This is a genomic window from Luteimonas abyssi (assembly GCF_001482195.1).
Taxonomy (GTDB): domain Bacteria; phylum Pseudomonadota; class Gammaproteobacteria; order Xanthomonadales; family Xanthomonadaceae; genus Luteimonas; species Luteimonas abyssi.
Genome location: NZ_KQ759763.1, coordinates 539,094 through 564,790, shown reverse-complemented (window position 1 = coordinate 564,790; position 25,697 = coordinate 539,094). Strand labels below are relative to the sequence as shown.

Below are 25,697 nucleotides of genomic sequence, written 5' to 3'. Positions count from 1 at the left end.
AGGCTCGTGAAGTCGTCAGTGGACTCTCGCCGCCACGGCGGCCGTGCGACGCACCCTATCGCACAGGAATGAACTGGCCCGCTTCGGGCCGGAACGGACGCGGCGCGTAGCCGAGATCGCGCGTCGCCGGCTCGGCATCGAAGGCCAGATCGTCGCCCAGCCGGGCTACCGCTCCAGCCGGCAGACCGCGCAGGCGCCCGGTGGCATGTGCAGCCGTCAGCGCCATACGGAAAAGCGGCGCCGGCAGCAGCCACAGGCGCGGCCGCCGCGGCAACACGTCAAGCATCCGGGCGACCATCTCCCGATAGGGGAGGGTTTCGCCACCGGGCAGGGCATAGACACGACCCGCTGCCTCGGCCGCATCGACGGCCGCGCAAGCCGCCGTGGCCAGATCGTCCACATGGACCGGCTGCCTCAGGCCGGTCGCACTCCGCGGCAGAACGAACACACCGGTCTTCTCGGCCAACGCGGCGATGCGGCTGAGATTGGCATCGCGTGCGACGCCGTACACGAGAGTGGGCCGCAGGACAGTGGCCCCAGCGCCACGACGGCGCGCGGCGTCGAAGACCTTCGCTTCCGCTTCGAGCAACGTGGCGGACAACGCTCGCTCGCCGGCATCCGCGGCGGTCTGTTTGGTGTCCGCACTGGTCGACCCGAACACCACCACGCGCGCGTGCGCCAGATCGCAGCCGGCGTACCAATCGGCGAAGAGGTCCAGCGGGCCGCAACTGAAGACCGCATCGCATGCGGCGTCCGCGACGAACTCGGGAAAGCCCCCGCCACGCCAGCGCAGACCCACGGGGGCCTGTGCCTGCCGCGGCGGCGGCGTCCGCGATACCGCGTCCACCGACCATCCTGCAGCCAGCAGGCGACGGCACACCGCAGCACCGATCTGCCCGCTGGCGCCGAACACCAGCGCACGCCTGCCCGCGCCGCCGCTTCCCGAGGCGTCGCTCATCGGCGCGCGGCGCCTGTCGAAGGGAAAGCGGGCTGCAACGGAGCGGACATCCCTACAGCATAGCCGTCCGGGCGGCATCCTTGATCGCGACGCGACACGGGTGCGCCCCTCCCGACACCGAGCCGGTGTACGCCATCCCCACACCCGAATTGATGAATGGCCGGTCACCATGTGCCTGCTAGAATCCGATGCCTTGCTCGCGAATCACGTATTCCCTGCATGCCCCTGACGCTCGATATCCTCCTGACGCTGCCCTTTCTGGCCGCGGCAGCGGTGGCGGCACTGCCGCGCACGCTGTCGCGAGGCACGATTGCATGGGTCGCCGCGCTCGGCCCCCTCCTCGGCCTGGCCGCCCTGGCCACGCTGACGCCCACCGTGATGGGAGGCGAGATCGTCCGGTCGGTATTGCCCTGGATTCCATCGGTCGGGCTCGATATCGCCTTGCGTCTGGACGGCCTGGCCTGGATGTTCGCCGGGCTGGTGCTGGGCATCGGCGCGCTGGTCGTGATGTACGCGCGGTACTACCTCAGCGCCGAGGATTGCGCGCCGCGCTTCTTCTCCTATCTGTTGTTGTTCATGGGCGCCATGCTCGGCATGGTGCTGGCCGGCAACCTGTTGCTGCTGGTGGTGTTCTGGGAGCTCACCTCGATCAGCTCGTTCCTGCTGATCGGCTTCTGGACCCACCGCGAGGATGCCCGCCAGGGCGCACGCATGGCACTGACCATCACCGGCATGGGCGGCCTGGCGCTGCTCGGCGGCGCACTGCTGATCGGCCGCGTGGTCGGCAGCTTCGATCTCGACGTGGTGCTGGCCTCGGGTGACCTGATCCGCGACAGCGCCCTCTACCCGGCGATCCTGGCGCTGGTGCTCGGCGGCATCTTCACCAAGAGCGCGCAGTTCCCGTTCCACTTCTGGCTGCCGCAGGCCATGGCCGCACCGACGCCGGTGTCGGCCTACCTGCATTCGGCCACGATGGTGAAGGCCGGCGTGTTCCTGCTGGCGCGCCTGCATCCGGCACTCGCCGGCACCGAACTGTTCTTCTACGTGGTCACCACCATCGGCGCGATCACCCTGCTGGTCGGCGCGTGGTACGCGATCTTCCAGCACGATCTCAAGGGCCTGCTGGCGTACTCGACGATCTCGCACCTGGGCCTGATCACGATGCTGTTCGGCCTGTCCACGCCGATGGCGGTGGTGGCCGGCGTCTTCCACATCCTCAACCACGCCACGTTCAAGGCGTCGCTGTTCATGGCCGCGGGCATCATCGACCACGAATGCGGCACCCGCGACATGCGCAGGCTGGGCAATCTCAGGCGGTTCCTGCCCTGGACCAGCGCCCTGGCGATCATCGCCTCGCTGGCGATGGCCGGCATCCCCCTGCTCAACGGCTTCCTGTCCAAGGAAATGTTCTTCGCCGAGGCGGTGGAGCTCGAAGGCGTCGGCCACTTCGGCGTGTTCGTCAGCATCGCCGCCGGCCTGGCCGGCGTGCTGGGCGTCGCCTACAGCCTGCGCTTCGTCCACGACACGTTCTTCGGCCACGGCCCCCGTGATCTGGACACCGAGCCGCATGAGCCGGTGCGCTGGATGCGCATCCCGGTGGCGGTGCTGGTGGTGCTGTGCCTGGCCGTCGGCATCCTGCCGGCGCTCGTGGTCGAGCCGGCCCTGCGCACGGCGGTCCTGGGCACCCTCGGGCCGGCCGCACCGGAATTCAGCATCTCGATCTGGCACGGCTGGAATCTGCCGCTGGCGATGAGCATCGGTGGCGTCGTCGGCGGCCTGCTCCTTTACTTCGGCCTGCGCCGGCTGTTCGCCCTGCACGACGCCATCCTGCGCTCCTGGGGCAAGCAGTTCTTCGAAGGCAAGATCGATGCGCTGTTCGGCATGGCCGGCCGCTTCACGGAGCGCGTGGCGGCCGGCGGCATCCGACGCAGCCTGTTCTGGCTCGTGGTGGTCGTCCTTGCGGTCGGTGCGGTGCCCTTCGTTCCGCACCTGGGCGGCACCGCCGAGACCCTGCAGGCGCCGACGTCGATGCCCATCGTGGGCTGGCTGGTGTGGGCGGTGCTCGTGGCCGCGACTGTCGGCACCGTGGTCGTGCACGGGCGCAGGCTGACCGCGCTGATCGTGATCGGCGCCGTGGGACTGATGGTCAGCGTCGCGTTCGTGTTGCTGTCCGCGCCCGACCTCGCACTCACCCAGATCCTGGTTGAAATGGTCACCATCGCGATGCTGATGATGGCGCTGAACTATCTGCCCAAACAGTCGAAGCAGAGCCGGACACCATTCCGTCGCTGGCGCGACGCCAGCCTTTCGATTGCAGCCGGCATCGGTGTCGCCCTGCTGGCGTACACGATGCTGATGACGCCGTCCCAGACCGTGGCCGGCGAGCTGCTCGCGCGGTCGCTGCCCGAAGCCTATGGCGCCAATGTGGTGAACGTGATCCTGGTCGACTTCCGCGGCTTCGATACGTTCGGCGAAATCGTGGTCTTCGCGGCGGCCGCGCTGGTCGTGCATGCGCTGTTGCGCTGGGCGCGCCTGCAACCCGACGAGGTGATCCCCGGGCCGCCGGCACAGATGCCGATCGCCGCCGATCTCACTCAGTTGCTGTTCCCGCTCGCGCTCACCGTGTCGATCTACCTCTTCCTGCGCGGCCACAACGCGCCCGGCGGTGGCTTCATCGCCGGCCTGGCCATCGCGGTACCGATGCTGATCAAGTACGTCCTGCAAAGCGCGCGCGCGGTGGAAGCGACCTTCGGTTTCGACTACCTGCGCGGCGTCGGCATCGGTCTGCTGGTGGCGATCGTCGGTGGCCTTGGATCGTTGGCGTTCGGCTTGCCGTTCCTGACCAGCGGCCATATCGACCTCGACCTTCCGATCATCGGTGAACTTCCGATCGCCAGCGCTCTGGTCTTCGACATCGGCGTCTATGTGGTCGTGTTCTCCGGCGCACTGCTGATCCTGTCGACGATGGGTACGGTCAAACACCGCCTGCGGGCAATGGAAGGAGCACCCTGATGGAATTCGCGATCGCCAGCGCCATCGGCGTACTCACCGCGGCCGGCGTCTATCTGCTGCTGCGGACCCGGACCTTCGACATCATCCTCGGGCTGACCCTGCTCTCGTATGCCACCAATCTGCTGATCTTCGCTGCCGGACGCCCGGTGGTCGGCATGCCGCCCGTGCTCAAGGAAGGCCGTGACGCGCTGCTGAGCAACTACTCAGACCCGCTGCCCCAGGCCCTGGTGCTGACCGCGATCGTGATCGCCTTCGCGATGACCGCGGTCACCGTGGTGGTCGCGATGCGTCACCACAGCGACCTCCACAGCGACCACGTCGACGGACAGGAGCCGGGTCGACCGCAATGACGCATCTCCTGCTCGCTCCCATTCTCATCCCCCTCGTCACCGGCGCGATCCTGCTGCTGCTCGAGCGGACCCACAGCACCACGGTGCTCCGGACCGGCGCCTGGATCGGCATCGCGGTCCTGCTGGCGGCGTCGGTCCTGATGTTCGCGCAGAGTTACGGCGGCGACATCACCGTCTACCTGCTCGGCGACTGGCCCTCGCGGCTGGGCATCGTGCTGATGGCCGACCGCCTGAGCGCACTGATGGTCCTGACGACCGTGCTGCTGGCCATTCCCTGCCTGCTCTATGCCTGCGCAGGCTGGGACCAGCGCGCCCTGCACTTCCACGCACTGTTCCAGATCCAGCTCGCCGGTCTCAACGGCGCCTTCCTGACCGGGGATGTGTTCAACCTCTTCGTGTTCTTCGAGGTCCTGCTCATCGCCTCCTACGGCCTGCTGCTTTCGGGCGGGCGCGGCGCACGGATCGGCGCCGGCATGCATTACGTCGTGTTCAACATCGTCGCCTCGACGCTGTTCCTGATCGCACTGGGACTGCTGTACGGCATGCTCGGTACGCTGAACATGGCCGAGATCGCCGTCCGTATCGCCGAAGTCCCGGAGGAGAGCCTGGCCATGGTCCGCGCTGCCGCCGGGCTGATGCTGGTGGTCTTCTGTGCCAAGGCCGCACTGCTGCCCATGTACCTGTGGCTGCCGGAAACCTATTCACGCGCGCCGGCCGCGGTCGCCGCACTCTTCACCATCATGACCAAGGTCGGCCTGTACACGGTGCTGCGGCTGACCACCCTCGTCTTCGGCGAAGGCGCAGGCGAGATGGCAGGATTCGCGCAGGACACCCTGCTCACCTTCGGCCTGGTCACCCTCGCCTTGGCCGGCCTGGGCGTAGTGGGCGCGACACGTCTGCGCATCGGCGCTGCCTATCTGGTGCTGATGTCGTCCGGCACACTGTTCGTCGCCTTCGCGCTGGCCCAGCCGGGCACCATCGCCGCCGGCCTGTACTACCTGCCCCACAGCTGTTTCGCCGCCGCGGCACTGTTCCTGATCGCGCACATCGTCCAGCGCGAGCGTGGACGCCTGGGCGATCGTCTGCTGGAACCCGGCCAGCCGCTGCGTCGGTTGACCGGGGTGCTGTACATGATCGCCGCGATCGCAGTGGTCGGACTGCCCCCGCTGTCGGGCTTCATCGGCAAGTTCCTGCTGCTGGACGCCACGCCGCTCGACGATGCCGGCTGGGTGTTCGCCGCGGTGCTGGGCAGCAGCCTGCTGGCGCTGGTCGGGCTGAGCCGGACAGGCACACGCCTGTTCTGGCGCGTCGACACCGACACGCTCCCGTCCCCGGCACCGAGCATCCGGCGCACGGAAATCACGGCGACCGTCGTCCTCCTGGCATATGGGCTCGCCATGACCCTGGCGGCCGAACCGGTCGTCCGCTATGCGCAAGCCACTGCGGACCAGTTGCTTGACGCGGATGCGTACATCCGCGAGATCCGCGGGACCACGCCGCAGGTGAGGGCTCCCTGACATGAAGCGTATGTTCCCCTCCATTCCCCAGAGCATCACCGTCTTCCTGTTCTGGCTGCTCATGGCCGAGGACTACAGCGCAAGCAACATGCTCATGGCGCTGCTGCTGGCGTGGCTGATGCCCCAGATCGCGACCCGGCTCGAGCGCGAATTCGCCCAGTTGGGCAAGCTGCGGATCCTGCCCAAGCTGGGTGCGATGCTGGTCTGGGACATCATCAAGGCGAATGTGACCGTGGCCCTGCAGGTACTGGGCCCGGAATCCAGGCTCAAGTCCGATTTCCTGTGGGTGCCGCTGGATCTGACCAATATCCACGCCATCTCCGCGCTGGCCGCGGTCATCACCCTGACCCCGGGCACCGTGACCGCCCAGCTTTCGTCGGATCGCCGTTACCTGCTCATCCATTGCCTGAACGTGGATGACCCCGAGGCGATGATTGCCGACATCAAGCGCCGCTACGAGGCGCCGTTACGCGAGGTATTCCCATGATCGAAATCGCCATCGTCGTCGCGCTGCACGTCATCGGCCTGGCCATGCTGCTGTCGCTGTGGCGCCTGCTGCGCGGCCCGACCGCCCCTGACCGCATCCTGGCCCTGGACACCTTGTACGTCAGCACGATCGCGCAATTGATCCTGTTCGGGATGTATCTCAACACCGAAATCTATTTCGAGGCCGCCCTGGTCATTGCCATGCTGGGCTTCTTCGGCACAGTGGTACTGAGCAAGTACGTCATCCGCCGGGATATCGTCGAATGAGCACCGCCCTCGACATCCTGCTCGTCCTGTTGCTCGCCATCGGCTGCTTCTTCACCTTTCTCGGTTCGTTTTCCCTGGTGAAGCTGTCGAGCTTCTTCCTGCGCATCCACGGTCCCACCAAAGCCAGCGCGCTGGGGGTGGGCTGCATCCTGATCGTGTCGATCGTCTACCACACCTTCTACGGTGCCGGCCTGCATCCGCGGGAGGTGTTGATCACCGTGTTCGTGTTCCTGACCGCGCCGGTCAGCGCCATCCTGATGTCGCAGTCGGCCTTGTCGCTCATGGACAACACGCCGATCGATCCGTCGCACACCCCGGACCCGGAAGCGCCGATCCGCGAGGACATCGACAACCGCAATACGCGCCGAGGTGACGAGCCCCAGGACGCGGCGGACACTACGACATCCGGCCCTCAACCGCCGCGCGCGTCCTGATCGGCCCCCGACTCGGCATCGGGCACCGCCCGCAGTTCGTCCTCGGTGTAGGCATGGCGGGTGGCCGCCCGGGCCAGCATGTGCGAAGCGACCGGCAGTGTGATCAGCAGCAGGACCAGGATCACCGCGACCCGCCCCCACCAGGCGGCGTCCCCGCCCTGCAGGCCGACGCCGATCAGCAACAGGCCCAGCGCAAGCGTCGCGGATTTCGTGGCGGCATGCTGGCGCGACAGCGCATCGCGCAGCAGGAACAGGCCGAGCGCCGACAACACCAGCAGTGCGGCCCCGCCCACGATCAGTGCGATCGTCAGCATCTGCATGTCAGCTCTCCTCCCGGGGCGAGGCCTCGATCAGGCGCGCCCAGACAATCGTCGCCACGAAACCGACCACGGCCAGGCCGATCGCCACGTCGAGAAACAATGCCCGACCGCTGGCCAGCGCGGCGCCTGCCGCCATCGCGATCGACGACGAGAACACGACGTCCAGCGCCACCACGCGGTCGGCCTGGGCAGGACCGCGCAGCAAGCGCACGAACGCGAGGAGCAGCGCCAGCAGCGCCGCGCCCACGATGATTGAAACGGCCAGTGTCGAATCACCCATCGTTTGCTTCTCCAGCCGGATACAGCCGTTGCAGGGGGCGCTCGAACTCGCTGCGGATTCCCGCAACGGTGCCCGCGGGATCGTCCGCGTCGAGCAGGTGCAGCAACAGCTCGCCGCGCTCGGTGTCGATGTCGATCGTGGTCGTTCCCGGCGTCAGCGAAATCAGGCAGCCCAGGATGGACACACCCACGTCGTCCAGGTTGCGGTAGCGCATGCGTACCAGCCCGGGCCGTGGCCGGGCCGGCCGCACGATCAGCCACGCGGTGGTGAGGCCGGACACGATCAATTGCCAGACGAAGCGCAGCAGCAGGACGAGAGCCACCACGGGTTTCATGATCCGGCTCCCATCACGCGCGCAGCCTCTTCGGCGAAGACATACAGCGGCTGGGGCATCAGGCCGATGACCAAAGTGATCGCGGCCAGCCCCACGGTCACGACCCATGCGGGTCCGAGACGGACGTCGGCCGGCGGCGTCCACGCGTCGTCCGGGTGCTTGGCCCAGAACGCCTGCATCCAGATCTTCATCATCGAATACATGGTCAGGAAGCCGACCAGCAGCGCCGACGCCGCCCAGACGACCTGGCCCTGGGTCAATGCCTCGCGCACGACGATGTACTTGGCCCAGAAGCCCGACAGCGGCGGGATACCGACCAGCGACAGCGCCGGGATCAGGAACAGCACGCCCAGCCATGGCCGCGCCTTCCACAGCCCGCCGGCGCGGCGCAGGTCGTAACTGCCGGTCAGTGCGAACACGATCGCCGCGATCAGGAACAGGTTCGCCTTCACCACGATGTGGTGGAGGATGTAGAACACGGTGCCGACCGTGCCCTGGGTCGAATCGAGCGCGATGCCCAGCAACATGTAGCCGATCTGGCTGACGATGTGGAACGACAGGATGCGCCGCATGTCCCAGTGATACGCGGCGCCGAGCACGCCGGTGATCATCGTCGCCACCGCGATCCACCCCAACGCCTGATAGGCCACATCAGGCACGGCGACGAAAACGTCGGCCAGCATGCGCAACACCGCGTACACGCCGACCTTGGTCAACAGGCCGGCGAAGAGCGCCAGCAGCGGTGCCGGCAGCGTGTGGTAGCTGGCCGGCAGCCAGGCGAACACCGGGAACGCACCGCCCTTGATCAGGAAGGCCAGGCACAGCAGCGCGACCACCGGCAGCAGCCGCATCGGCTCGATGCCGCCCGAGGCCGACAACAGCGCGTCGTAGTTCACGTGCCCGGTCATGGCGTAGACGCTGGCCACACCGATCAGCAGCAGCAACGTCCCGACCGCGTTGAGCACGAAGTACTTCAACGTGGCTTCGAGGTGCCGCCGCGCCATGCCCAGCGCCAGCAGGCCCAGTGACGCCAGCAGCATCACCTCGAACCACACGTAGAGATTGAACAGGTCGCCGGTGACGAAGGCGCCGCCGACGCCGGCGAGCAGCGCATGCACCAGCGGATGCAGGGTCGGGCCCTCGGGCGCGGGATCGGCCGACGAGCGCTGGAACACCAGCGCCGCCACGCCCATCAACGCGGTGATCACCGCCATGCTGGCGCTGAGCGGATCGACCACGAACTCGATGCCGAACGGCGCATCCCAGCCGCCGAACGCACTGCGCTGGACACCGTCGCGCACGACCCGTACCAGCAGGGCCAGCGTGCACGCCAGCAACGCGAAGGCCCCCGCCAGGCTGAGGTTCGCCACCCGCTGCGGTCGGCCGTGCGCGAGCGCGGTGATCAGCGCGAACGCCAGCGGCACCAGGACCGGAGCCACCACCAGGAACCCGCTCATGCGCGTGGCTCCCGATCGGGGGCATCGTCTAGCACGGCCGGCATGCCGTCGCTGCCCGCAGGCGGCTCGGCTTCGACCAGGTGATCAGCATCACCCTGGTCACTGCTCTGTCGAACCGCGAGTGCCAAGATCAGCGAGAAACAGGTCAGGGCGAACCCGATCACGATCGCCGTCAGCACGAGGGCCTGCGGCAGCGGATTCGTTCCGCCGTCCAGCGCCTGCAGACCCGCCTCGATCACCGGTGGCGTACCGCCCAGCCGACCGGAGACGAACAGCATGAGGTTGGCGGCCGCACCGATGAGCGACACTCCCACCACGACCCGCAGAAGATGCCGCGACATCGCCAGAAACAGGCCCGCCGCCAGCACGGCCCCGATCGCGAACACCAGCACCGCGCTCATCGCACGGCCTCGTCGATCGCGATGGCGGATGCACAGACACCGCCCAGAGCGCCCCACACCGCCGCGAACACCCCGATGTCGAACAGCAGGACGGTCGACACATCGACGTCGGTGAAACCCAGCGGCAGCGTGCCCCAGAGATGGGTCATGTAAGGCAATCCGAGAAACAACGCAGGCAACCCGCTGATCAGCGACAACAGGACACCGGCCGTGGCCAGGCGCATCGCGCCGCCGGGCATCCGGCCCATCGCGACATCCGCACCGTGGGCGACCGCCAGCATCGCCGTCGCCGAAACCGCCACCATGCCGCCGATGAAGCCACCGCCAGGCTCGTTGTGCCCGCGCAGCAGAATCCAGGCCGACACCAGCAGCATCAGCGGATAGATCGCCCGCGCGGCGACGGTCAGGATCAACGCGCGCGGCGTCATGGGTGCGCTCCCGGCCGCCCGGTGACCGTGCGGCCCGCCTGGCGTCGCCGCAACAGCGCCAGCAGTGGCAGCAGTCCCAGCAGGGCGATGGCCACCACCGAAATCTCACCGAGGGTGTCGACCGCGCGGAAGTCCACGAGGATCACGTTGACCACGTTGCGGCCGTGCGCTTCGGGATAGCTCGCCTGGGCGAAGTAGTCCGGCAGCGCGGTGTCGAACGGGCCGTCCAACGCCCCCAGCAACACCAGCATCATGGTCACCGAGGCCGCCACCGCGATCAGCAGCCTCGGCAGCACCGGCGCATCGCCGCCGACCCCGGCGCCCAGGCGTCGCATCCGCAGCAGCACCGCCGCGATCACCACCACGAAGGCCACCTCCACAGCGAACTGGGTGAACGCCAGGTCCGGCGCAGCCAGGAAGAGGAACAGCAGCGCCGAGCTCAGTCCGATGAAACCCGAGACCAGCAGCATCAGGAAGGGGTCGCGCACGAGACACACGCCGACCGCGGCGGCGATCATGGCCAGACTTGCACCGGCCACGGTCAACGATGGTGTCCCCATGTCCGGCACCACCACGGCGCCGCCCAGCCACAGCGCGCCGATCGTCAACACCAGCAACGACACCAGGATCAACAGCACCGCCGTGGTGAGCCGGCCGTTCTGCAGCCGCGGGGTCAGCGCCGTGGCCAGTGCCGGAATGGCGGCCATCATCCGTCGATACCAGGCAATGGACGAGAGCGGATCGGCGCGCAGCAGCACCTGCTCGATCAGCCGGTGCAGACGATCCCAGAACACGAACACCACCGCGCCCAGTGCCGCCGCGATCGCGATCGCGGTCCAGGCGTGGAAATGGGTGACCGCCGGCTCGATCCCCTCGAACACGCCGCCCGGGCCGGTCGAGGACACGGTGCCGCCGATCAACGGATCCAGCAGCCAAGGGAGCAGGCCCAGCGTGATGCCGAGGCTGCCGATCAACAGCGGGGGCAGCAGCATCGTCCAGTGGGCCTCGTGGATTTCGCCGGGAACGCCCTCCTCGCCGCGACGGCGGAAAAACACCCGGATCGTGGCCACGGCCGCCACCGCAACGGTGATGGCGTTGACGAACACACTGGAGTAACTGATCCAGGCCAGCGCCCCACCCTGCTCCTTGGCGATATCGATCAGGTCCTTGGCCACGAATCCCATGGAGAACGGCATGCCCGCCATCGAGATGGCCGCCAGCGCGGCGGCGGCAGCCGTCCACGGCATCCGCGGCGCCAGGCCGGTGACGTGGTCGATGTTGCGCGAGCCCGTGCAGTGGTCGACGTTGCCGGCCACGAAGAACAGCGGCGCCTTGTAGAGCGCATGGGCCAGCAGGAAGGTCCCCATCGCCGTCGCCGCAGCTTCGCCGGGCAGGCCCACCAGCATCACCAGAGTGCCCAGTGCGGAGACGGTCGACCAGGCCAGGATGCGCTTGAGATCGCGTTCGCGCAAGGTCAGCAGCATCGCCCAGGCGGCGGTCGCAGCACCCACCGGCACCAGGATCTGCTGCCACAGCGCGAGATCGTCGAACGCGGGATCCAGGCGCGCCAGCAGGTACACACCGAGCTTCACCATGGTCGCCGAATGCAGATAGGCGCTTACCGGGGTCGGCGCGGCCATGGCGTTGGGCAGCCAGAAGTGGAACGGCAACTGGGCGGACTTGGTGAACGCACCGACACACAACAGCCCGATCGCCGCACCCAGGCGTGGATCGTCGCGCCATGCCGGCGCGGTGGCGATGAGTTCCGAAATGGTCAGCGTCCCGGCGATGTTGCCCAGCATGATCACCCCGGCCAGCAGCACCAGGCCGCCGCCGAAGGTCACCATCAATGCCTGTTGCGCGGATTTGCGCGCGTCGGTGTACTCGTGCTTGAAGCCCACCAGCAGGAACGAGGTCAGGCTGGTCATTTCCCAGAACAGGAAGGTGACCACCAGGTTGTCGCTGGTCACACAGCCGAGCATCGCCAGCATGAACAGGAACAGCAGCACGAACAGCCGTTCACGCTGGGCCATGCCGGCCATGTAGCCACCGGCGTAGACCATCACCATGGCGCCGACGCCGGTGATCAACAGCACGAACTGCAATGCGAGGCCGTCGAGGAGAAAACGCAGATCGACGCCCGCCGAAGGAAACCAGGCCAGATCGAGCACCCGGGGAGGTGCATCGCTCAACAGTTGGTGCAGGGCCAGACCGAACAGTGCCAGCGGCAGCAGGGCGAGCCACCCGAGTCTTGAGGCATTGCCCGGGTGCGGCGATGGAGCGCCGTTGATCTTCGCTTCGGCCATTGCTCTCCAGAACGGGCGATAGTGGCGGGAATGGCGCCTGGACAGGGCCGACCAAGACCTCGATGTTAGCAAACGTGCGATTTGACGGGCAAAGGTCACGACCGGAATCGGTCAGGTCCCGCAGCGCAGGTCGCACATGCAGGACATGGATGCCGGATGTGGGCGTGCGAAGGCCGCCCCCGCGCGCGGCAAGTCACGGGATCCCGGCCCCGTGCATCCGGAACCGGCCCGGTCGCCGTGGGCGTGGCCTGGGTCTGCCGCTACGTCAGCGCCGCGAACGTCTCCACCCGGTCCGTGGCGCCCGAGACGATCAGGATGTCCCCGGCCTCGACGATGGTGTCCTCGCGGGCGTAGGCGAAGTCCGCACGCCCACGCTTGTAGCCGACGATCGTGACCCCGTATCGGGTGCGCAGCGCCGACTCGCTCAGGGTCTTTCCGGCGGCTTCGCGCGGCGCGCGGGTCTTGGCGATCGCGAAGCCGTCGTCGAACTCGATGAAGTCGATCATCTTGCCTGTCACCAGGTGGGCCGTGCGCTCGCCCATCGCCGCTTCCGGATACACCACGTGATGCGCGCCGGTGCGCTCGAGGATGCGGCCGTGCTTGCTGCTGTTGGCCTTGGCCCAGATATCCGGCACCCCGATCTCCTCCAGCGCGAGCACGGTCAGCACACTGGCTTCGATGTCCGACCCGATGCCCACGACGGCGCGCTCGAATTCGTGCACCCCGAGCTGCTTCAGCGCCTGGGTGCTCGTGCTGTCGGCCTGGACCACGTGGGTCAGCCGGTCGGCCCAGCGCTGCACGGTCTCGGCGTCTTCATCGATCCCCAGCACTTCGTGACCGAGCCGAAGCAGCGAGGTCGCCACCGCGCTGCCGTAGCGGCCCAGGCCGATGACGGCGACGCTGTCGCCACGGTGGATCGTCCGGTTTCGATTAGCCAACGATGGGGCGCTCCTGTGGATAGCGGTAGGCACGCGGGGCGCGGCGCAGCGCCAGGGCGGTGACCAGTGTCACCGATCCGACCCGGCCGATGAACATCAACGCCACGATGACCGCCTGACCGGCAGGCGGCAGTTCGCCGGTGATGCCGGTCGAGAGGCCGACGGTGGCCGAGGCCGAGATCACCTCGAAGATCGCATCGGCAAGCGCGATGTCGGCGACCGTCAGCAGCGCCAGTACGCCGAAGGCGACCACCGTCAGCGCCATCAACACGACCGCGAGTGCGAGACGGAGCGCCTGATGGGGAATGCGCCGCCGGAACACCACCGTGTCCTCACTGCCACGCACTTCCGCCCAGATCGCGTAGCCCAGTAGCATGAAGGTGGTGATCTTGATGCCCCCGGCGGTGCCGCCGCTGCCACCGCCGATGAACATCAAGGCCCAGTTCACGGCCTGGGTCTCCACGCGCATCTCACTGACGTCGATGGTGTTGAATCCCGCGGTACGCGCGGCCACCGAGTGGAACATCGCACCCAGCGCGCGCTCCGCACCGCCCAACGCGCCGAACGTGGCAGGATTGCGCCACTCGTACACGCCGATCAGCAATGCGCCACCGACAATCAGCAGCGCACTGCCGTACAAGGTCAGGCGGGTATGCACCGACCAGCGCCGCCAGTCCAGCGGGCGCTTGCGCAATTCGTTGAGAACGGGGAAACCGAATCCGCCCAGGACCACGGCCAGTGTGATCGGAAGAATGACGAATGCATCGCCCGCCCAACCGGTCAGACTGTCGGAGCGGGTGGAGAAGCCGGCGTTGTTGAAGGCAGACACCGCATGGAAGAAGCCGTCCCACAGCGCCGCCCCCCAGTCCATGCCATAGGCGAACCGGAAACGCAGCGACAAGAGTGCGGTCGCGACGGCCTCCACCACCAGCGTCACCAGCACCACCACACGCAGCACATCGCGCAGGTCGCCGAGCTGCACGCCGCGGGTCTCGGACTGTGCGGCCAGACGGGACTCCAGACCGAGCCGGCCGGCAACGAACAGACCCAACACGGTCGCACCGGTCATGATCCCGAAGCCGCCGACCTGGAACAGCCCCAGAATCACCCATTGGCCGAACACCGACCAGTAGCTCGGTGTATCGACCACGATCAGACCGGTCACACATACCGCGGACGTCGCGGTGAACAGTGCGGTCATCAGGGGCGCGCCGGCATCGCCGACACGGGCCGCGGGCAGCATCAACAGCACGGTACCCAGCGCGATGAGCACCGCGAAGCCGACCGGCACCAGCCGCGCAGGATGACGGATACCTCGGGTCAAACCGCTCTCCGCTCAGGGAGCCATCAGGACGACGGCGCGCATTGTGTCACGACGTGCAACGACGTGCGGGCGCCCCCCGCAGGCCGGCTCGCCGCCGCGTCCGGAGCACTCGGACGCGACGGCGTGAACGACGACGCGACGCCTGTCGTGCGGCCTCGCGCCGCGCCGTCGACCGCTAGCCGCAGCGCTCCACGTAATCCACCTGCGGCGGCAAGCCGACGCGCCACTGCTGCACGTCGCCATCCGGCGCGGTCTCGAACACGAGCGCGCCCGGCCGTCCTTCCGGCGCCGGAATGCGCAGCGTGTGCGCGCCTTCTTCGTACTTGTGTGGCGACGTCTCGATCATCCCAGGATAGAGCCGCTCGATCTCGGCGGTCGGCATGCCGACGCGACCGCCGCCTGGCGCCTCGACCTGCGGGTCCCGCACGTCGATACGCACGAACCGATCCTGCTCGATCATGAAACCCACGCCGTCGGTGCCGGCCGGCTGCGGCATCAGGTAGTAGCAGCCGCCCGGCTCGGAGGGGCGCGCGTCGCCGAGATCACGTCCCCAGGCCATGCGGACCGCTTCCTGGTCGGCACCGAACTCGGCCGGGCCGAAGCCTTCCCAGGTGATCGTGCCGGGTGCGGGCTGTCCGCCCGGCGACGGCTGACCGGTACCTTCCGCGGGCGCTCCGGCTGCGGGATCGGCCATCGGCGGCGGCGCGGACGGGTCATCCATTGCGTCGCCGGCCGGTGCCGTCGGCAGACCGGCGTGTGTGTCGGCATCGCCGCCGCGATCGCAGCCGGCCAGGGCGAGCGCGGCGATCAGCGCAACGGCCAGCGGCAGGGTTTTCTGCGCCATGGGACATCCTTCGTGTTAACGGACGCCCAGCCTCGCGCCGCCCCCGTTAACCGGCCGCGAACGCGTGTCGGACCCTCACGCTAGGCCGGCGGGGAGAAGTGCCGCTGCAGGCCGGCCCAGCAGGCCTGGTAGTCGCGCTGGCGATGACCGGCCTCGATCGCCTGCCGGCTCGGGCGCAGCACCGCGCGCGACTCGAACATGAAGGCCATGGTGTCCGCGATCACATCCGGCTTCGAGAGGTCGGCGTTCGACGCTTTCTCGAACGTGGCCGCATCCGGCCCGTGGCCGGTCATGCAGTTGTGCAGCGAACAACCACCCGGCGCGAAGCCGTCCGCCTTGGCATCGTAGGCGCCATGCACCAGCCCCATGAACTCGCTGGCGACGTTACGGTGGAACCAAGGCGGCCGGAACGTGTGCTGTGCCACCAGCCAGCGCGGCGGGAAGATCACGAAGTCCATGTTGCCCACGCCGGGCGTGTCGCTGGGCGAGGTCAGCACCAGGAAGATGCTGGGATCCGGATGGTCGAAACTGATCGAGCCGATCGCGTTGAACCGCCGCAGGTCATACTTGTAAGGCGCGTAGTTGCCGTGCCACGCCACCACATCCAGTGGCGAGTGGCCGATGCCCGCGCGCCACAGGTGTCCCTGGAACTTGGCGATCAATTCGAACTCGCCTTCGAGGTCCTCGTAAGCCGCCACCGGGCTGAGGAAATCACGCGGGTTCGCCAGACCGTTCGACCCGATCGGCCCGAGATCCGGCAAGCGCATCGCGGCGCCGAAGTTCTCGCAGACGTAACCGCGCGAGGCGCCATCCGGCAGTTCGACGCTGAAGCGCACGCCGCGCGGGATCACCGCGATCTCCTGCGGCTCGACGTCCAGCACGCCGAACTCGGTGGCGATGCGCAGGCGCCCTTGCTGCGGCACGATCAGCTGTTCGCCGTCGGCGCTGTAGAAGTAACGCCCCCGCATGGAGGCATTGGCCGCGTACACCCGGATACCGATGCCGGTCTGCGCCTCCGCCGAGCCGTTGCCGGCCATCGTGTAGAGGCCCTCGACGAAGTCCACCGGCATGTCGGGCAGCGGCGCCGGGCTCCAGCGCAGCTGGTCCGGCGACACCGGACCGACGGCGAAGTCGTCGTGCAGGCGAGGTTGCTCGAAGGGCTCGAACGTCCCGTGCATCGCCGCCGGCCGGATGCGATACAGCCAACTCCGCCGGTTCTCGGCGCGCGGCGCGGTGAACGCGGTGCCCGACAGCTGCTCGGCATACAGGCCGTGCGCCACCCGCTGCGGCGCGTTCTGCCCGACCGGCAGCGTGCCGGGCACTGCCTCGGTCGCAAACTCGTTGCCGAAGCCGCTCATGTAATTCATGTCCGCACCCATGTTCGGAACCGGATTGAAAGGATCGCCGGCACTCAGCCGACGGGTTGCCGGAGATCGTCGCGCACGACGGGCCGGCCCGCCATCACCTGGGGGATCAGCACCCGGTCCAGGCTGCGGAATGCATTGTCGTCGAACGCCTCCAGCATGTCGGGCGCCATGTCGAACACCGCCGACCATGGGTCGCCACCGAAGAGCGTGTCGAACCTGCGCCCTTCGAGTCGGCCGCGGATCTCGAGGTGGTGATCCATCGTGACCACCGCCGGCGCCCGGAGCGCGGCGCCGAATGTCAGCACGCCGTCGTTGTAATGACCCAGCACGATGTCGTCCGCCTGGACGTCGCCTTCGAACAGGAACTCCGCACCGCCGGCGATGATCGCACCCGCCCGGGTGCGGCCGCCGACGAACAGGAACGGACCGCTTTCCATCTCCGCATTGACGATGGCGCCGTTCACCTGCAGATCGCCGGTGACGACCAGGCCCAACGTTTGCCAGTAGTCCCAGTCCAGGCACAGGTTGCCGTCGATCGTCAGGTCGCCCTCGACGACGCGCACCGCGCCCCCGGGATCGAGAGCCGCGCGGGCCGGGTCGAGCGAGATCATCCGCTCGCCCAGCGCGTAGCGCGCCACGGCCTCGACCAGGCCCATCCGCTCGCCCTGCTCCGGCGCGATCGGCAACGGCGCGGGCACGCCGGGCGCGTCGGAAGGCGATGTCACGTCAGAGCACGCCGCGCTTCATCTGGTCGCGTTCGATGCTCTCGAACAGCGCCTGGAAGTTGCCTTCGCCGAAGCCTTCGTTGCCCTTGCGCTGGATGATCTCGAAGAAGATCGGCCCGATGGTGTTCTGGGTGAAGATCTGCAGCAGCTTGCGGCTCTTGGTCTCCTGATCGGCATCGATCAGGATCTTGTTCTTCGCCAGCCGCGCGACATCCTCGCCATGGTCCGGAATGCGCTGATCGATCACGTCGAAATAGGTCTCGGGCGTGTCGAGGAACTCCACACCCTGCGCGCGCATCTTCTCGACGGTGTCGTAGATGTCGTCGGTGAAGCAGGCGATGTGCTGGATGCCCTCGCCCTTGTAGGCGTCGAGGTACTCGTTGATCTGCGACTTCGGATCGCTCGATTCGTTGAGCGGAATGCGCACGATGCCGTCGGGCGCGGTCATCGCCTTCGACTTCAGGCCGGTCTTGGCACCCTTGATGTCGAAGTAACGGATCTCGCGGAAGTTGAACAGCCGCTCGTAGTAGTCCGACCACTTCTGCATGTTGCCCAGGTACAGATTGTGGGTCAGGTGGTCGATGAAGGTCAGGCCGAACCCGGCCGGATTCTGGTCCGCGCCTTCGATCGCCACGAAGTCGGCGTCGTAGATCGAGCCGGCGTCGCCGTAGCGGTCGACCAGATACAGCATGCAGTCGCCGATGCCCTTGATCACCGGGGCCGGCACCGCCTTGGAACCCTCGTCGTCGAAGGTCTCGCCGCCGTTGTCGAGCGCGGTGGCCTTGACCTCGTCGGCCGGGCGCTTGAAGCGGATCGCGAAGCCGCAGGCGCTCGGGCCGTGCGCCTTGGCGAACTCGGCCGCGAACGAATCGGGATCGGCATTGACCAGAAAGTTCACCCCACCCTGGCGGTAGACGGTGATGTCGCGCGTGCGGTGCCTGAGGACCGCGGTGAACCCCATGCGCTTGAACAGCGCATGCAGCAGTTCGGGATCGGGTGCGGCGAATTCGACGAATTCGAAGCCGTCGATGCCCATCGGGTTCTCGAAGGTGGTGACCTCCATGCCAAGATTGGGGCCCTGGGTCGAGGTCTGCGGTTGCGCGGTCATGATCGCCTCCTGGAAGAACGGCGGCCGGCCGCGAGGCGGCTGGCCGGATGATGACCTCCTTTGTAGTTTCAAATGAAACCATTTGCAAGGTGCACTGCCACAATGGCCGAACGTCAGCACGCCTCAACAGCACCCGCAGCCGAAGGCGAAACGGCGCCCGACCGCCATGCCGGCGGCCTGCTGCTGGAGCAGTTCCTGCCCTATCGCCTGAGCGTGCTGTCCAACCGCATCAGCTCGGCGATCGCGCAGATCTACTCCGAGCGCTACGGCCTGGCGATCACCGAATGGCGGGTGATCGCGGTGCTGGGGCGTTTTCCGGGGCTGTCGGCCAATGCGGTCGCCCAGCGCACCGCGATGGACAAGGTGGCGGTCAGCCGCGCGGTGTCGAAACTGCTGGAGGCGGGGCGGCTGGAGCGCGAGCTCCACGACGACGACCGCCGCCGCTCGGTCCTGCGTCTGAGCGAAGCCGGCCTGCAGGTCTACCGCGACATCGTGCCGCTGGCGCTGGATTACGAACGCCGGTTGCTGGCCCACCTCCAGGACGACGAACGCGCGGTGCTGGACCGGCTGCTGACCCGGCTGGAGGATGTGTTCCCCTCCTGACCCGCCGGCAAGGACGTCTCACGACGGGGCGTGTCCACGGCATTCCGCGCACGCGGCGCTTCATCCCGGGTCAGGACGTACCGCGAGAACGAGGGCGGCCATGGCGAGGACGCGATCGGGACGCGGCCTCGATCCGGCCCACCGGCGGAGCGGCAAACGCACGCCCCGGAATGCGTTCCGGTGCGGACCCTCGCGGCAGGCGATGCGGAACCCGGCTCAGCCCGGCGCGTTGTGGACCGTCAGCCGTTCCAGTCCGTGCCCTCCTGGGCCGGACTCGGTGCGCCACAACAGATAGGCGAACCACAATCCCAGCAACGACAGCGCGGTGTAAAACCACATCCCCGGCGCATAGCCGCCCGGATGCGCGGGCCCGGCCAGGAAGCGGTCGTTGAGCAGGCCGACCACCAACGGCACCACCGCCCAGCCGAGCTGCTGGCAAAACGTCATCAGGGCGTACGCCGAACCCAGCCGGCGCGCGTCGACGATGTAGGCCACCGAGGGCCACATCACCGCCGGGATCAGCGAGAACACCCCGCCCAGCAACAGCATCACCACCAGCAACGTCAACGGCACCTGCGCACCGCCGATGAAGGGGATGGCGATCGTCACGGCCGGCCCCGGCGGCAGGTACGTCACCAGCAGGAACAGCGGCAGCATCACCAGCGAACCGACCGCCATGAACAGCGAGCGCCGCCCCACCCGATCCACCCAGAGCCCGAACAGCGGCGTGGCGAAGATCGCCGCCAGCGGCAACAGGCTGCTGAGCAGCCCGGCCGCTTCGCGGTCGAGCCCGTGGGCCTGCTGGAAGTAATCGATGGCGAACGTGCGGAACGGGAAGACCGTCGAGTAGAACACGACGCACAAGGCCACGATGTACCAGTACGACGCGCTGAACGCGTACAGCCGCTTGAGTTCGAGCTTGTCGGTCTCCGGCGGCGCGCCGAGATCGAGGCGGCCTTCGGCGCGTCGCTCCATCAGCCAGTACAGCAGCGCCGCACCCACCGCCGCACCGGCCACACCCGTAGCCAGCCACAGCGGGTCCTGCCAGTTGGCGTACAGCGGACTGGCGAACGAGGTCGACCAGTCCGCCGAGGCCGAGCCCAGTCGCGAGATCGACAGGTTGATGCCGAACGCGAAGCTCAGTTCCTTGCCCTTGAACCATTTCGCCAACACCGTGGTCGCCGCGACGATGAGCGGTTCCGCACCCAGCCCGAGCATGAAACGGCCGGCCAGTACGGTTTCGTAGCGCGCCGCGGCCGCGGTGGTCGCCGCGGCGGCCAGGCAGATCAGCGCGAACACGGTGATCGCACGCTTGGTGCCCCAGCGGTCGATGATGTAGCCGCCGGCCAGCAGCACCAGCAAGGCCGCGACGTTGTACGCCGTGGACAGCATGCCGATCTGCCGGTAACTGAAGCCCTCCTGCGTGCGCATCAGGTCGATGACCGGGTTCAGCGCGTCGTAGACGTAGTAATTGCCGAACATGGCCAGGCTGACCAACACCAGCACCAGCCAGCGTTGCGAGGCCGACGGACGCGGCAGGGGTGCGGTGGCGGTGGCGGTCGTCGTCATTGCGGATCGTCGCGGCTATCGGCCCAGGCCACGACTCTACACGCCGGCAGCCGCGCTGCGCCTTGCAGTAGCATGCGGGGCCGATCCAGCGCCCGGACCCTGCTTGCAGTGACTTCCCGCTTCCGTATTCCCCACACCCTCGTCCTGCTGTTCCTGATCATGATCGCGGCGCTGGTCGCGACCTGGCTGCTGCCCCAGGGCAGTTTCCAGACCGCACCGGACGAGACCGGGCGGATGATGGTGGTGCCCGGCAGCTACGCCGTGCACGACGAACGCGTCCGGCTGTCGCCGGCGGCGCTGTTCACCGCGGTGCCGCGGGCGCTGGCCGATTCGCAGGCGATCATCTTCTTCCTGCTCATCGTCGGTGGCGCCATCGCCGTGCTGCGCGCCACCGGTCTGATCGATGCCCTGCTCGGCTGGCTGCTGCGCACCATCGGCAGCAAGCCCGGTGTGCTCATCCTGCTCGGCACCGCCGCGTTCGCCGCAGGCTCTGGCACGCTGGGCGTATCGACGGAATACATTCCGTTCGCCGCGGTGCTGGTCGGCCTGTGCGTGGCGATGCGGCTGGATGCGATGACCGCGATGGGGATCATGATCGGCGGCTATGCGGTGGGCTACGGCGTGGCGTGGACCAATCCGTATACCGTGCTGGTGGCGCAGGAAATCGCCGAGCTGCCGCCGACGTCGGGCATCGGCTACCGGCTCGCGCTGTTCGCACCCTTCGTGCTGATTTCCGCGCACCACGTCTGGCGCTACGCGCGCCGGGTGGCGGCCGATCCGGGCAAGAGCCTGATGGTCGGCGTGGACACGCCCGCTCCCGAAGCCACCGCACAGACGCCGTTCGAGCGGCGGCATGCGCTGATCGCGCTGATCGTGCTGGCCGCCGTGGCGGCCATGGTCTACGGCATCTCGCAGCACGGCTGGTATCTGACCGAACTCGGCGCGCTGTGGCTGGTGGTGGCCCTGGCCGCCGGTCTGGTCGGCCGACTCGGCGTCGACGAGACCGCGAAACGGTTCGCCTCCGGCGCCGCGGAACTCGCCGTGGTGGCCTTGCTGGTCGGCTTCGCGCGTTCGATCGCCCTGCTCCTGGAGGACGGCCAGGTGCTGCACACCCTGGTGCATGCCGCCTCGATGCCGCTGTCGCGACTGGGACCGGAGCTGTCGGCGGTCGGCATGCTGGTGATGCAGACCTTCATCAATTTCTTCATCCCGTCGGGCTCGGGCCAGGCCTTCGCCACGATGCCGATCATGACGCCGCTGGCCGATGTGGCCGGCATCGAGCGCCAGGTCGCGGTGCTCGCGTTCCAGTTCGGCGACGGTTTCGCCAATCTGATCCTGCCCACCAACATCGTGCTGATGGCGATCCTGGGCATGGCCGGCGTGCCCTACGACCGCTGGTTCCGGTTCGCCTGGCCGCTGATGGTCAAACTGATGCTCGCGTCCGCGCTCGCGCTGGTGATCGCGGTCTGGATCGGCTACGCGTGAACCGCGGCCGGCCACGGCCTGTCGCCATAGACACACCCCTCGCCTGCACACGCGTGGTGATCGGACGCGCACCGGCATGCAGCCGCCGTCGCGTCCGGACGCAGGCCGGTGCGCCACCCGGCTCCCCCGTGTCGCCGCCCCCGCGGGCGACGGTTCGTGATAACGGTCACAGCCCTGCGCGTCGGTGATCCCGGCCATGCGTCGCGCCGCAGCGGCGGATGCTAGCGTCGGACGCACGACGGTTCGGGGAGGCCGCCGCCACCTCCTTGCGGGTCCGGGCACGCGTTGATCGTACCGGCGCCCGGCGCCGTCGCTCGTGCCCATGCGGGCACGCGTCCGGCGGCGACCAATGGAGAGACATCATGACTGGATCGTTTCGAATCGGAGCCGCGATCGCCCTGACCGCCGCCGCCATGGGACTGGGCTCGACATCGGCGCTCGCCACAGAGCCGACCTATGCCTGCACGACGGAGACCGAAGGCCACATGTTCCACGCCGTCGCGGACCCGGCGACCCCCAACGTGTTCTTCGCCTACCAGTGCCGGGGCGGCGCCTGGCGTTTCCTGGGCATGTGCGAATCGGGCAACTGTCCGTCGCCGGACCCGGGCGGTCCGATCATCGAAATGTGAGCCGCTGCGGCCCCGGCGCCCGACCCGCGCCGGGGCCGTGGATACGACCTCCCTGCAACCCGCAGGCAGGGATTCCCCCACACCGCGTCCGCCACTCGCCCGACCTCGGCAAGGGCGACTCCGGCCCCGGAATCCGGGCGCGCGGCGGTATCCTGTCCGCCATGCAATCGCCTCATCCTTCACGCGCGCTCGAAACCCTGCAGCGCGTGTTCGGCCATGCCGACTTCCGCGGCGAGCAGGCCGCCATCGTCGACCACGTCGCCAGCGGCCACGATGCTCTGGTGCTGATGCCCACCGGCGGCGGCAAGTCGCTGTGCTACCAGGTGCCCGCCCTGCTGCGCGACGGCACCGCGATCGTGGTCTCCCCGCTGATCGCGCTGATGCAGGACCAGGTCGAAGCGCTCCACCAACTCGGCGTGCGCGCCGCCTATCTCAATTCCACGCTCGATGCCGAGCAGGCCCAGGCCATCGAGCGGGACTTGCGCGAAGGCGCGCTCGATCTGCTCTATGTCGCGCCGGAGCGTCTGCTGACGGCGCGCTTCATGGGCCTGCTCGACCGCAGCCGCATCGCCCTGTTCGCCATCGACGAAGCCCACTGCGTCTCGCAATGGGGCCACGACTTCCGCCCCGAGTACCGCGAACTCACCGTGCTGCACGAGCGCTGGCCCGACGTGCCGCGCATCGCCCTGACCGCCACCGCCGACCCGCCGACCCAACGCGAGATCGCAGAACGTCTGCAGCTCGACGACGCCACCCGCTTCGTCAGCTCGTTCGACCGCCCCAACATCCGTTACCACGTGGTGCAGAAGGACAACGCGCGACGCCAGTTGCTCGCCTTCCTGCAGGCGCACCGCGCCGAGGCCGGCATCGTCTACTGCCTGTCGCGGCGCAAGGTCGAGGAGACCGCCGAATGGCTGGTCGCCCACGGCATCGACGCGGTGCCCTACCACGCGGGCCTCGATGCGCGCGTGCGCGCCGAACACCAGCGCCGGTTCCTGCGCGAGGACGGCGTGGTCGTCTGCGCCACCATCGCCTTCGGCATGGGCATCGACAAGCCCGACGTGCGCTTCGTCGCCCACATGGACCTGCCGAAATCGATCGAGGGCTACTACCAGGAAACCGGCCGCGCCGGCCGCGACGGCGAGGCCGCCGACGCCTGGATGTGCTACGGACTGGGCGACCTGGTGCTGCTGCGGCAGATGATCGAACAGTCGGAGTCCGGCGAGGAGCGCAAGCGTCTCGAACACCGCAAGCTCGACCAACTGGTCGGTTACGCCGAGACCATGGCCTGCCGCCGCCGCGTGCTGCTGGCGAGCTTCGGCGAGACCTACCGCCCCACCGGCGCGATCGGCGCCGGCGACCACGACTGCGGCAACTGCGACAACTGCCTGCAACCGCCCGAAAGCTGGGACGCCACCATCGCGGCGCAGAAGGCGTTGAGTGCCGTTTTTCGCAGCGGGCAGCGCTTCGGCGCTGCCCATGTCATCGACATCCTGCGCGGCGCGGACAACGACAAGATCCGCCAGTTCGGCCACGACACGCTGTCGACGTACGGCATCGGCGGCGAACTCGACGCACGCGCCTGGCGCGGCGTGTTCCGGCAACTGGTGGCGCAAGGCCTGCTGGGCGTGGATGCCGAAGGCTACGGCGCGCTGCGCCTCACCCCGGCCAGCCGCGGCGTGCTGCGCGGCGAGGACGGCGTGCGCCTGCGCAAGCTGGCCCCGCCGACACGCGGCGGCACCGGTGGTGCGCGCGCCAGCAGCGCGGCCGCCGCGGTGGAGGCACCCGACCAGCCGCTGTTCGAGGCCTTGCGCGCGTGGCGCGGCCGCTTGGCGCGCGAACAGAACGTCCCCGCGTACGTGATCTTCCACGACGCCACCTTGCGCGAGATCGCCACCCGGCGCCCGAAGAGCCTGCCGGAACTCGGCGGCATCGGCGGCATCGGCGCCGGCAAGCTGGAACGCTACGGCGAGGCGGTGATCGACGTGGTGTTCGAACACGACTGAGCGCCGTGACCCGCCGCTCGGCGCGCAAAGAATGCGACGAGAAGGTGCCGGCGACGGGCCGGCACCGATGCGGCTACGCGTCGGCCGGCATCACCGCTTCGAGGCAATGCTCCGGCAGCCAATGGAAACGCTGCCCGCGGTAGTCGCGATCGAAGATCACCTTGTACTGGCAGGTGACCACGCCGTCGGCGGTGCGGAACTGGAACAGGTAGTCCCATTCGCGCACGCCGATCAGCCCTTCGCGGAAATGCGGCCGGCCGAGCGCCTGGTAGAGCTGGTCCTTGGTGACGCCCGGACCGATACGGCGCAACGCGTCGGGATCGGGGAACGTCCCCCCGGCCAAGAACGCATGTGCGGGGTCGGGGAAGACGACCTCGGCGGCGACGCCGTCGGGAGAGATGTCGCGGCTGACGTGGCGCGTCCCGCACGCGGCCAGCAGGCCGGCCGCTGCGGTCGCGACCAGGGCCAGGCCGGTGAGTCGGGCAATCTTGGGGATATTCATGGTGTCGGTTCTCTGCATGGGAATGCGCCCGAAGGCATCGGAAGCGG

General features: G+C 68.2%; 26 protein-coding genes. 10 read left to right on the top strand and 16 right to left on the bottom strand.

The features are described 5' to 3' along the window. Positions 1-55: 55 nt before the first annotated feature. Positions 56-958 (bottom strand): NAD-dependent epimerase/dehydratase family protein, encoded by a 903-nt coding sequence (locus RG19_RS02205; RefSeq protein ID WP_058833832.1) that lies wholly within the window; start codon positions 956-958, stop codon positions 56-58. Between the two features lie 219 nt (positions 959-1,177). Here RG19_RS02205 and RG19_RS02200 point away from each other — a divergent pair, with 219 nt between their 5' ends. The 6 genes from RG19_RS02200 to RG19_RS02175 are packed head-to-tail and all read left to right on the top strand — an operon-like array spanning position 1,178 to position 7,024. Next, positions 1,178-3,970, top strand: coding sequence for a monovalent cation/H+ antiporter subunit A (locus tag RG19_RS02200; protein ID WP_058833831.1), 2,793 nt, complete (start codon positions 1,178-1,180; stop codon positions 3,968-3,970). Beyond that, entirely contained in the window at positions 3,970-4,320 is a 351-nt protein-coding gene (locus RG19_RS02195) for a Na+/H+ antiporter subunit C (RefSeq protein WP_058833830.1), read from the top strand. The genes RG19_RS02200 and RG19_RS02195 overlap by 1 nt, the downstream gene beginning before the upstream one ends. Continuing rightward, positions 4,317-5,837 carry a monovalent cation/H+ antiporter subunit D gene (locus RG19_RS02190; protein WP_058833829.1) on the top strand — a complete coding sequence of 507 codons (1,521 nt, stop codon included), beginning with the start codon at positions 4,317-4,319 and terminating at the stop codon, positions 5,835-5,837. Before RG19_RS02195 ends, RG19_RS02190 begins: the two co-directional genes overlap by 4 nt. A 1-nt stretch (position 5,838) precedes the next feature. Next, a complete protein-coding gene (locus tag RG19_RS02185; protein ID WP_058833828.1) occupies positions 5,839-6,324 on the top strand; it encodes a Na+/H+ antiporter subunit E in 486 nt (161 codons plus the stop codon). Further along, complete coding sequence (locus RG19_RS02180; protein WP_058833827.1) at positions 6,321-6,590, top strand: K+/H+ antiporter subunit F; 270 nt, start codon at positions 6,321-6,323, stop codon at positions 6,588-6,590. Before RG19_RS02185 ends, RG19_RS02180 begins: the two co-directional genes overlap by 4 nt. Next, entirely contained in the window at positions 6,587-7,024 is a 438-nt protein-coding gene (locus RG19_RS02175; RefSeq protein WP_082672426.1) for a cation:proton antiporter, read from the top strand. The genes RG19_RS02180 and RG19_RS02175 overlap by 4 nt, the downstream gene beginning before the upstream one ends. Here RG19_RS02175 and RG19_RS02170 read toward each other — a convergent pair. The 13 genes from RG19_RS02170 to hppD form a co-directional block, all read right to left on the bottom strand. Next, a complete protein-coding gene (locus RG19_RS02170) occupies positions 7,003-7,344 on the bottom strand; it encodes a cation:proton antiporter (RefSeq protein ID WP_058833826.1) in 342 nt (113 codons plus the stop codon). The two genes, RG19_RS02175 and RG19_RS02170, sit on opposite strands and share 22 nt — an antisense overlap. A gap of 1 nt (position 7,345) precedes the next feature. Next, positions 7,346-7,624, bottom strand: coding sequence for an MrpF/PhaF family protein (locus RG19_RS02165; RefSeq protein WP_058833825.1), 279 nt, complete (start codon positions 7,622-7,624; stop codon positions 7,346-7,348). Further along, positions 7,617-7,958 carry a Na+/H+ antiporter subunit E gene (locus RG19_RS02160; RefSeq protein WP_058833824.1) on the bottom strand — a complete coding sequence of 114 codons (342 nt, stop codon included), beginning with the start codon at positions 7,956-7,958 and terminating at the stop codon, positions 7,617-7,619. Before RG19_RS02160 ends, RG19_RS02165 begins: the two co-directional genes overlap by 8 nt. Further along, on the bottom strand, positions 7,955-9,415 hold the full coding sequence (locus RG19_RS02155; protein WP_058833823.1) for a proton-conducting transporter transmembrane domain-containing protein: 1,461 nt from the start codon (positions 9,413-9,415) through the stop codon (positions 7,955-7,957). The genes RG19_RS02160 and RG19_RS02155 overlap by 4 nt, the downstream gene beginning before the upstream one ends. Continuing rightward, the gene (locus RG19_RS02150) at positions 9,412-9,816 is read right to left on the bottom strand and encodes a sodium:proton antiporter (protein ID WP_058833822.1); all 405 of its coding nucleotides are present in this window, start codon (positions 9,814-9,816) and stop codon (positions 9,412-9,414) included. Before RG19_RS02150 ends, RG19_RS02155 begins: the two co-directional genes overlap by 4 nt. After that, the gene (locus RG19_RS02145) at positions 9,813-10,244 is read right to left on the bottom strand and encodes an MnhB domain-containing protein (protein WP_058833821.1); all 432 of its coding nucleotides are present in this window, start codon (positions 10,242-10,244) and stop codon (positions 9,813-9,815) included. Before RG19_RS02145 ends, RG19_RS02150 begins: the two co-directional genes overlap by 4 nt. Continuing rightward, the gene (gene mbhE / locus RG19_RS02140) at positions 10,241-12,550 is read right to left on the bottom strand and encodes a hydrogen gas-evolving membrane-bound hydrogenase subunit E (protein ID WP_058833820.1); all 2,310 of its coding nucleotides are present in this window, start codon (positions 12,548-12,550) and stop codon (positions 10,241-10,243) included. The genes RG19_RS02145 and mbhE overlap by 4 nt, the downstream gene beginning before the upstream one ends. A 260-nt stretch (positions 12,551-12,810) precedes the next feature. Beyond that, complete coding sequence (locus RG19_RS02135; protein ID WP_058833819.1) at positions 12,811-13,488, bottom strand: potassium channel family protein; 678 nt, start codon at positions 13,486-13,488, stop codon at positions 12,811-12,813. After that, a complete protein-coding gene (locus RG19_RS02130; RefSeq protein ID WP_058833818.1) occupies positions 13,481-14,812 on the bottom strand; it encodes a TrkH family potassium uptake protein in 1,332 nt (443 codons plus the stop codon). Before RG19_RS02130 ends, RG19_RS02135 begins: the two co-directional genes overlap by 8 nt. 175 nt (positions 14,813-14,987) lie before the next feature. Beyond that, positions 14,988-15,656: a hypothetical protein gene (locus RG19_RS02125; protein WP_058833817.1), complete on the bottom strand. Its 669-nt coding sequence runs from the start codon at positions 15,654-15,656 to the stop codon at positions 14,988-14,990. Between the two features lie 80 nt (positions 15,657-15,736). After that, entirely contained in the window at positions 15,737-17,035 is a 1,299-nt protein-coding gene (hmgA, locus tag RG19_RS02120) for a homogentisate 1,2-dioxygenase (protein ID WP_058833816.1), read from the bottom strand. Positions 17,036-17,067: 32 nt separating this feature from the next. After that, positions 17,068-17,748 (bottom strand): hypothetical protein, encoded by a 681-nt coding sequence (locus tag RG19_RS02115; RefSeq protein ID WP_058833815.1) that lies wholly within the window; start codon positions 17,746-17,748, stop codon positions 17,068-17,070. Position 17,749: 1 nt separating this feature from the next. After that, entirely contained in the window at positions 17,750-18,856 is a 1,107-nt protein-coding gene (hppD, locus tag RG19_RS02110) for a 4-hydroxyphenylpyruvate dioxygenase (RefSeq protein WP_058833814.1), read from the bottom strand. A gap of 102 nt (positions 18,857-18,958) precedes the next feature. On the opposite strand from hppD, the gene RG19_RS02105 reads away from it, so the two are divergent. Next, positions 18,959-19,459, top strand: a complete 501-nt coding sequence (locus RG19_RS02105; RefSeq protein ID WP_058833813.1) for a MarR family winged helix-turn-helix transcriptional regulator — start codon at positions 18,959-18,961, stop codon at positions 19,457-19,459. Between the two features lie 216 nt (positions 19,460-19,675). Here the strand turns inward: RG19_RS02105 and RG19_RS02100 are convergent, their stop codons facing one another. Further along, positions 19,676-21,028 (bottom strand): MFS transporter, encoded by a 1,353-nt coding sequence (locus RG19_RS02100; protein WP_058833812.1) that lies wholly within the window; start codon positions 21,026-21,028, stop codon positions 19,676-19,678. Positions 21,029-21,136: 108 nt separating this feature from the next. Between RG19_RS02100 and RG19_RS02095 the strand changes: the two genes are divergently transcribed. From RG19_RS02095 to recQ, 3 genes are all read left to right on the top strand, one after another. Next, positions 21,137-22,513, top strand: coding sequence for a YfcC family protein (locus tag RG19_RS02095; protein ID WP_202905308.1), 1,377 nt, complete (start codon positions 21,137-21,139; stop codon positions 22,511-22,513). A gap of 362 nt (positions 22,514-22,875) precedes the next feature. Beyond that, the gene (locus RG19_RS02090) at positions 22,876-23,142 is read left to right on the top strand and encodes a hypothetical protein (protein WP_157515135.1); all 267 of its coding nucleotides are present in this window, start codon (positions 22,876-22,878) and stop codon (positions 23,140-23,142) included. Positions 23,143-23,303: 161 nt separating this feature from the next. Continuing rightward, positions 23,304-25,148 carry a DNA helicase RecQ gene (gene recQ, locus RG19_RS02085; protein ID WP_058833809.1) on the top strand — a complete coding sequence of 615 codons (1,845 nt, stop codon included), beginning with the start codon at positions 23,304-23,306 and terminating at the stop codon, positions 25,146-25,148. A gap of 73 nt (positions 25,149-25,221) precedes the next feature. Here the strand turns inward: recQ and RG19_RS02080 are convergent, their stop codons facing one another. Then, positions 25,222-25,650 (bottom strand): outer membrane protein assembly factor BamE, encoded by a 429-nt coding sequence (locus RG19_RS02080; RefSeq protein ID WP_162267041.1) that lies wholly within the window; start codon positions 25,648-25,650, stop codon positions 25,222-25,224. Positions 25,651-25,697: the final 47 nt, after the last annotated feature.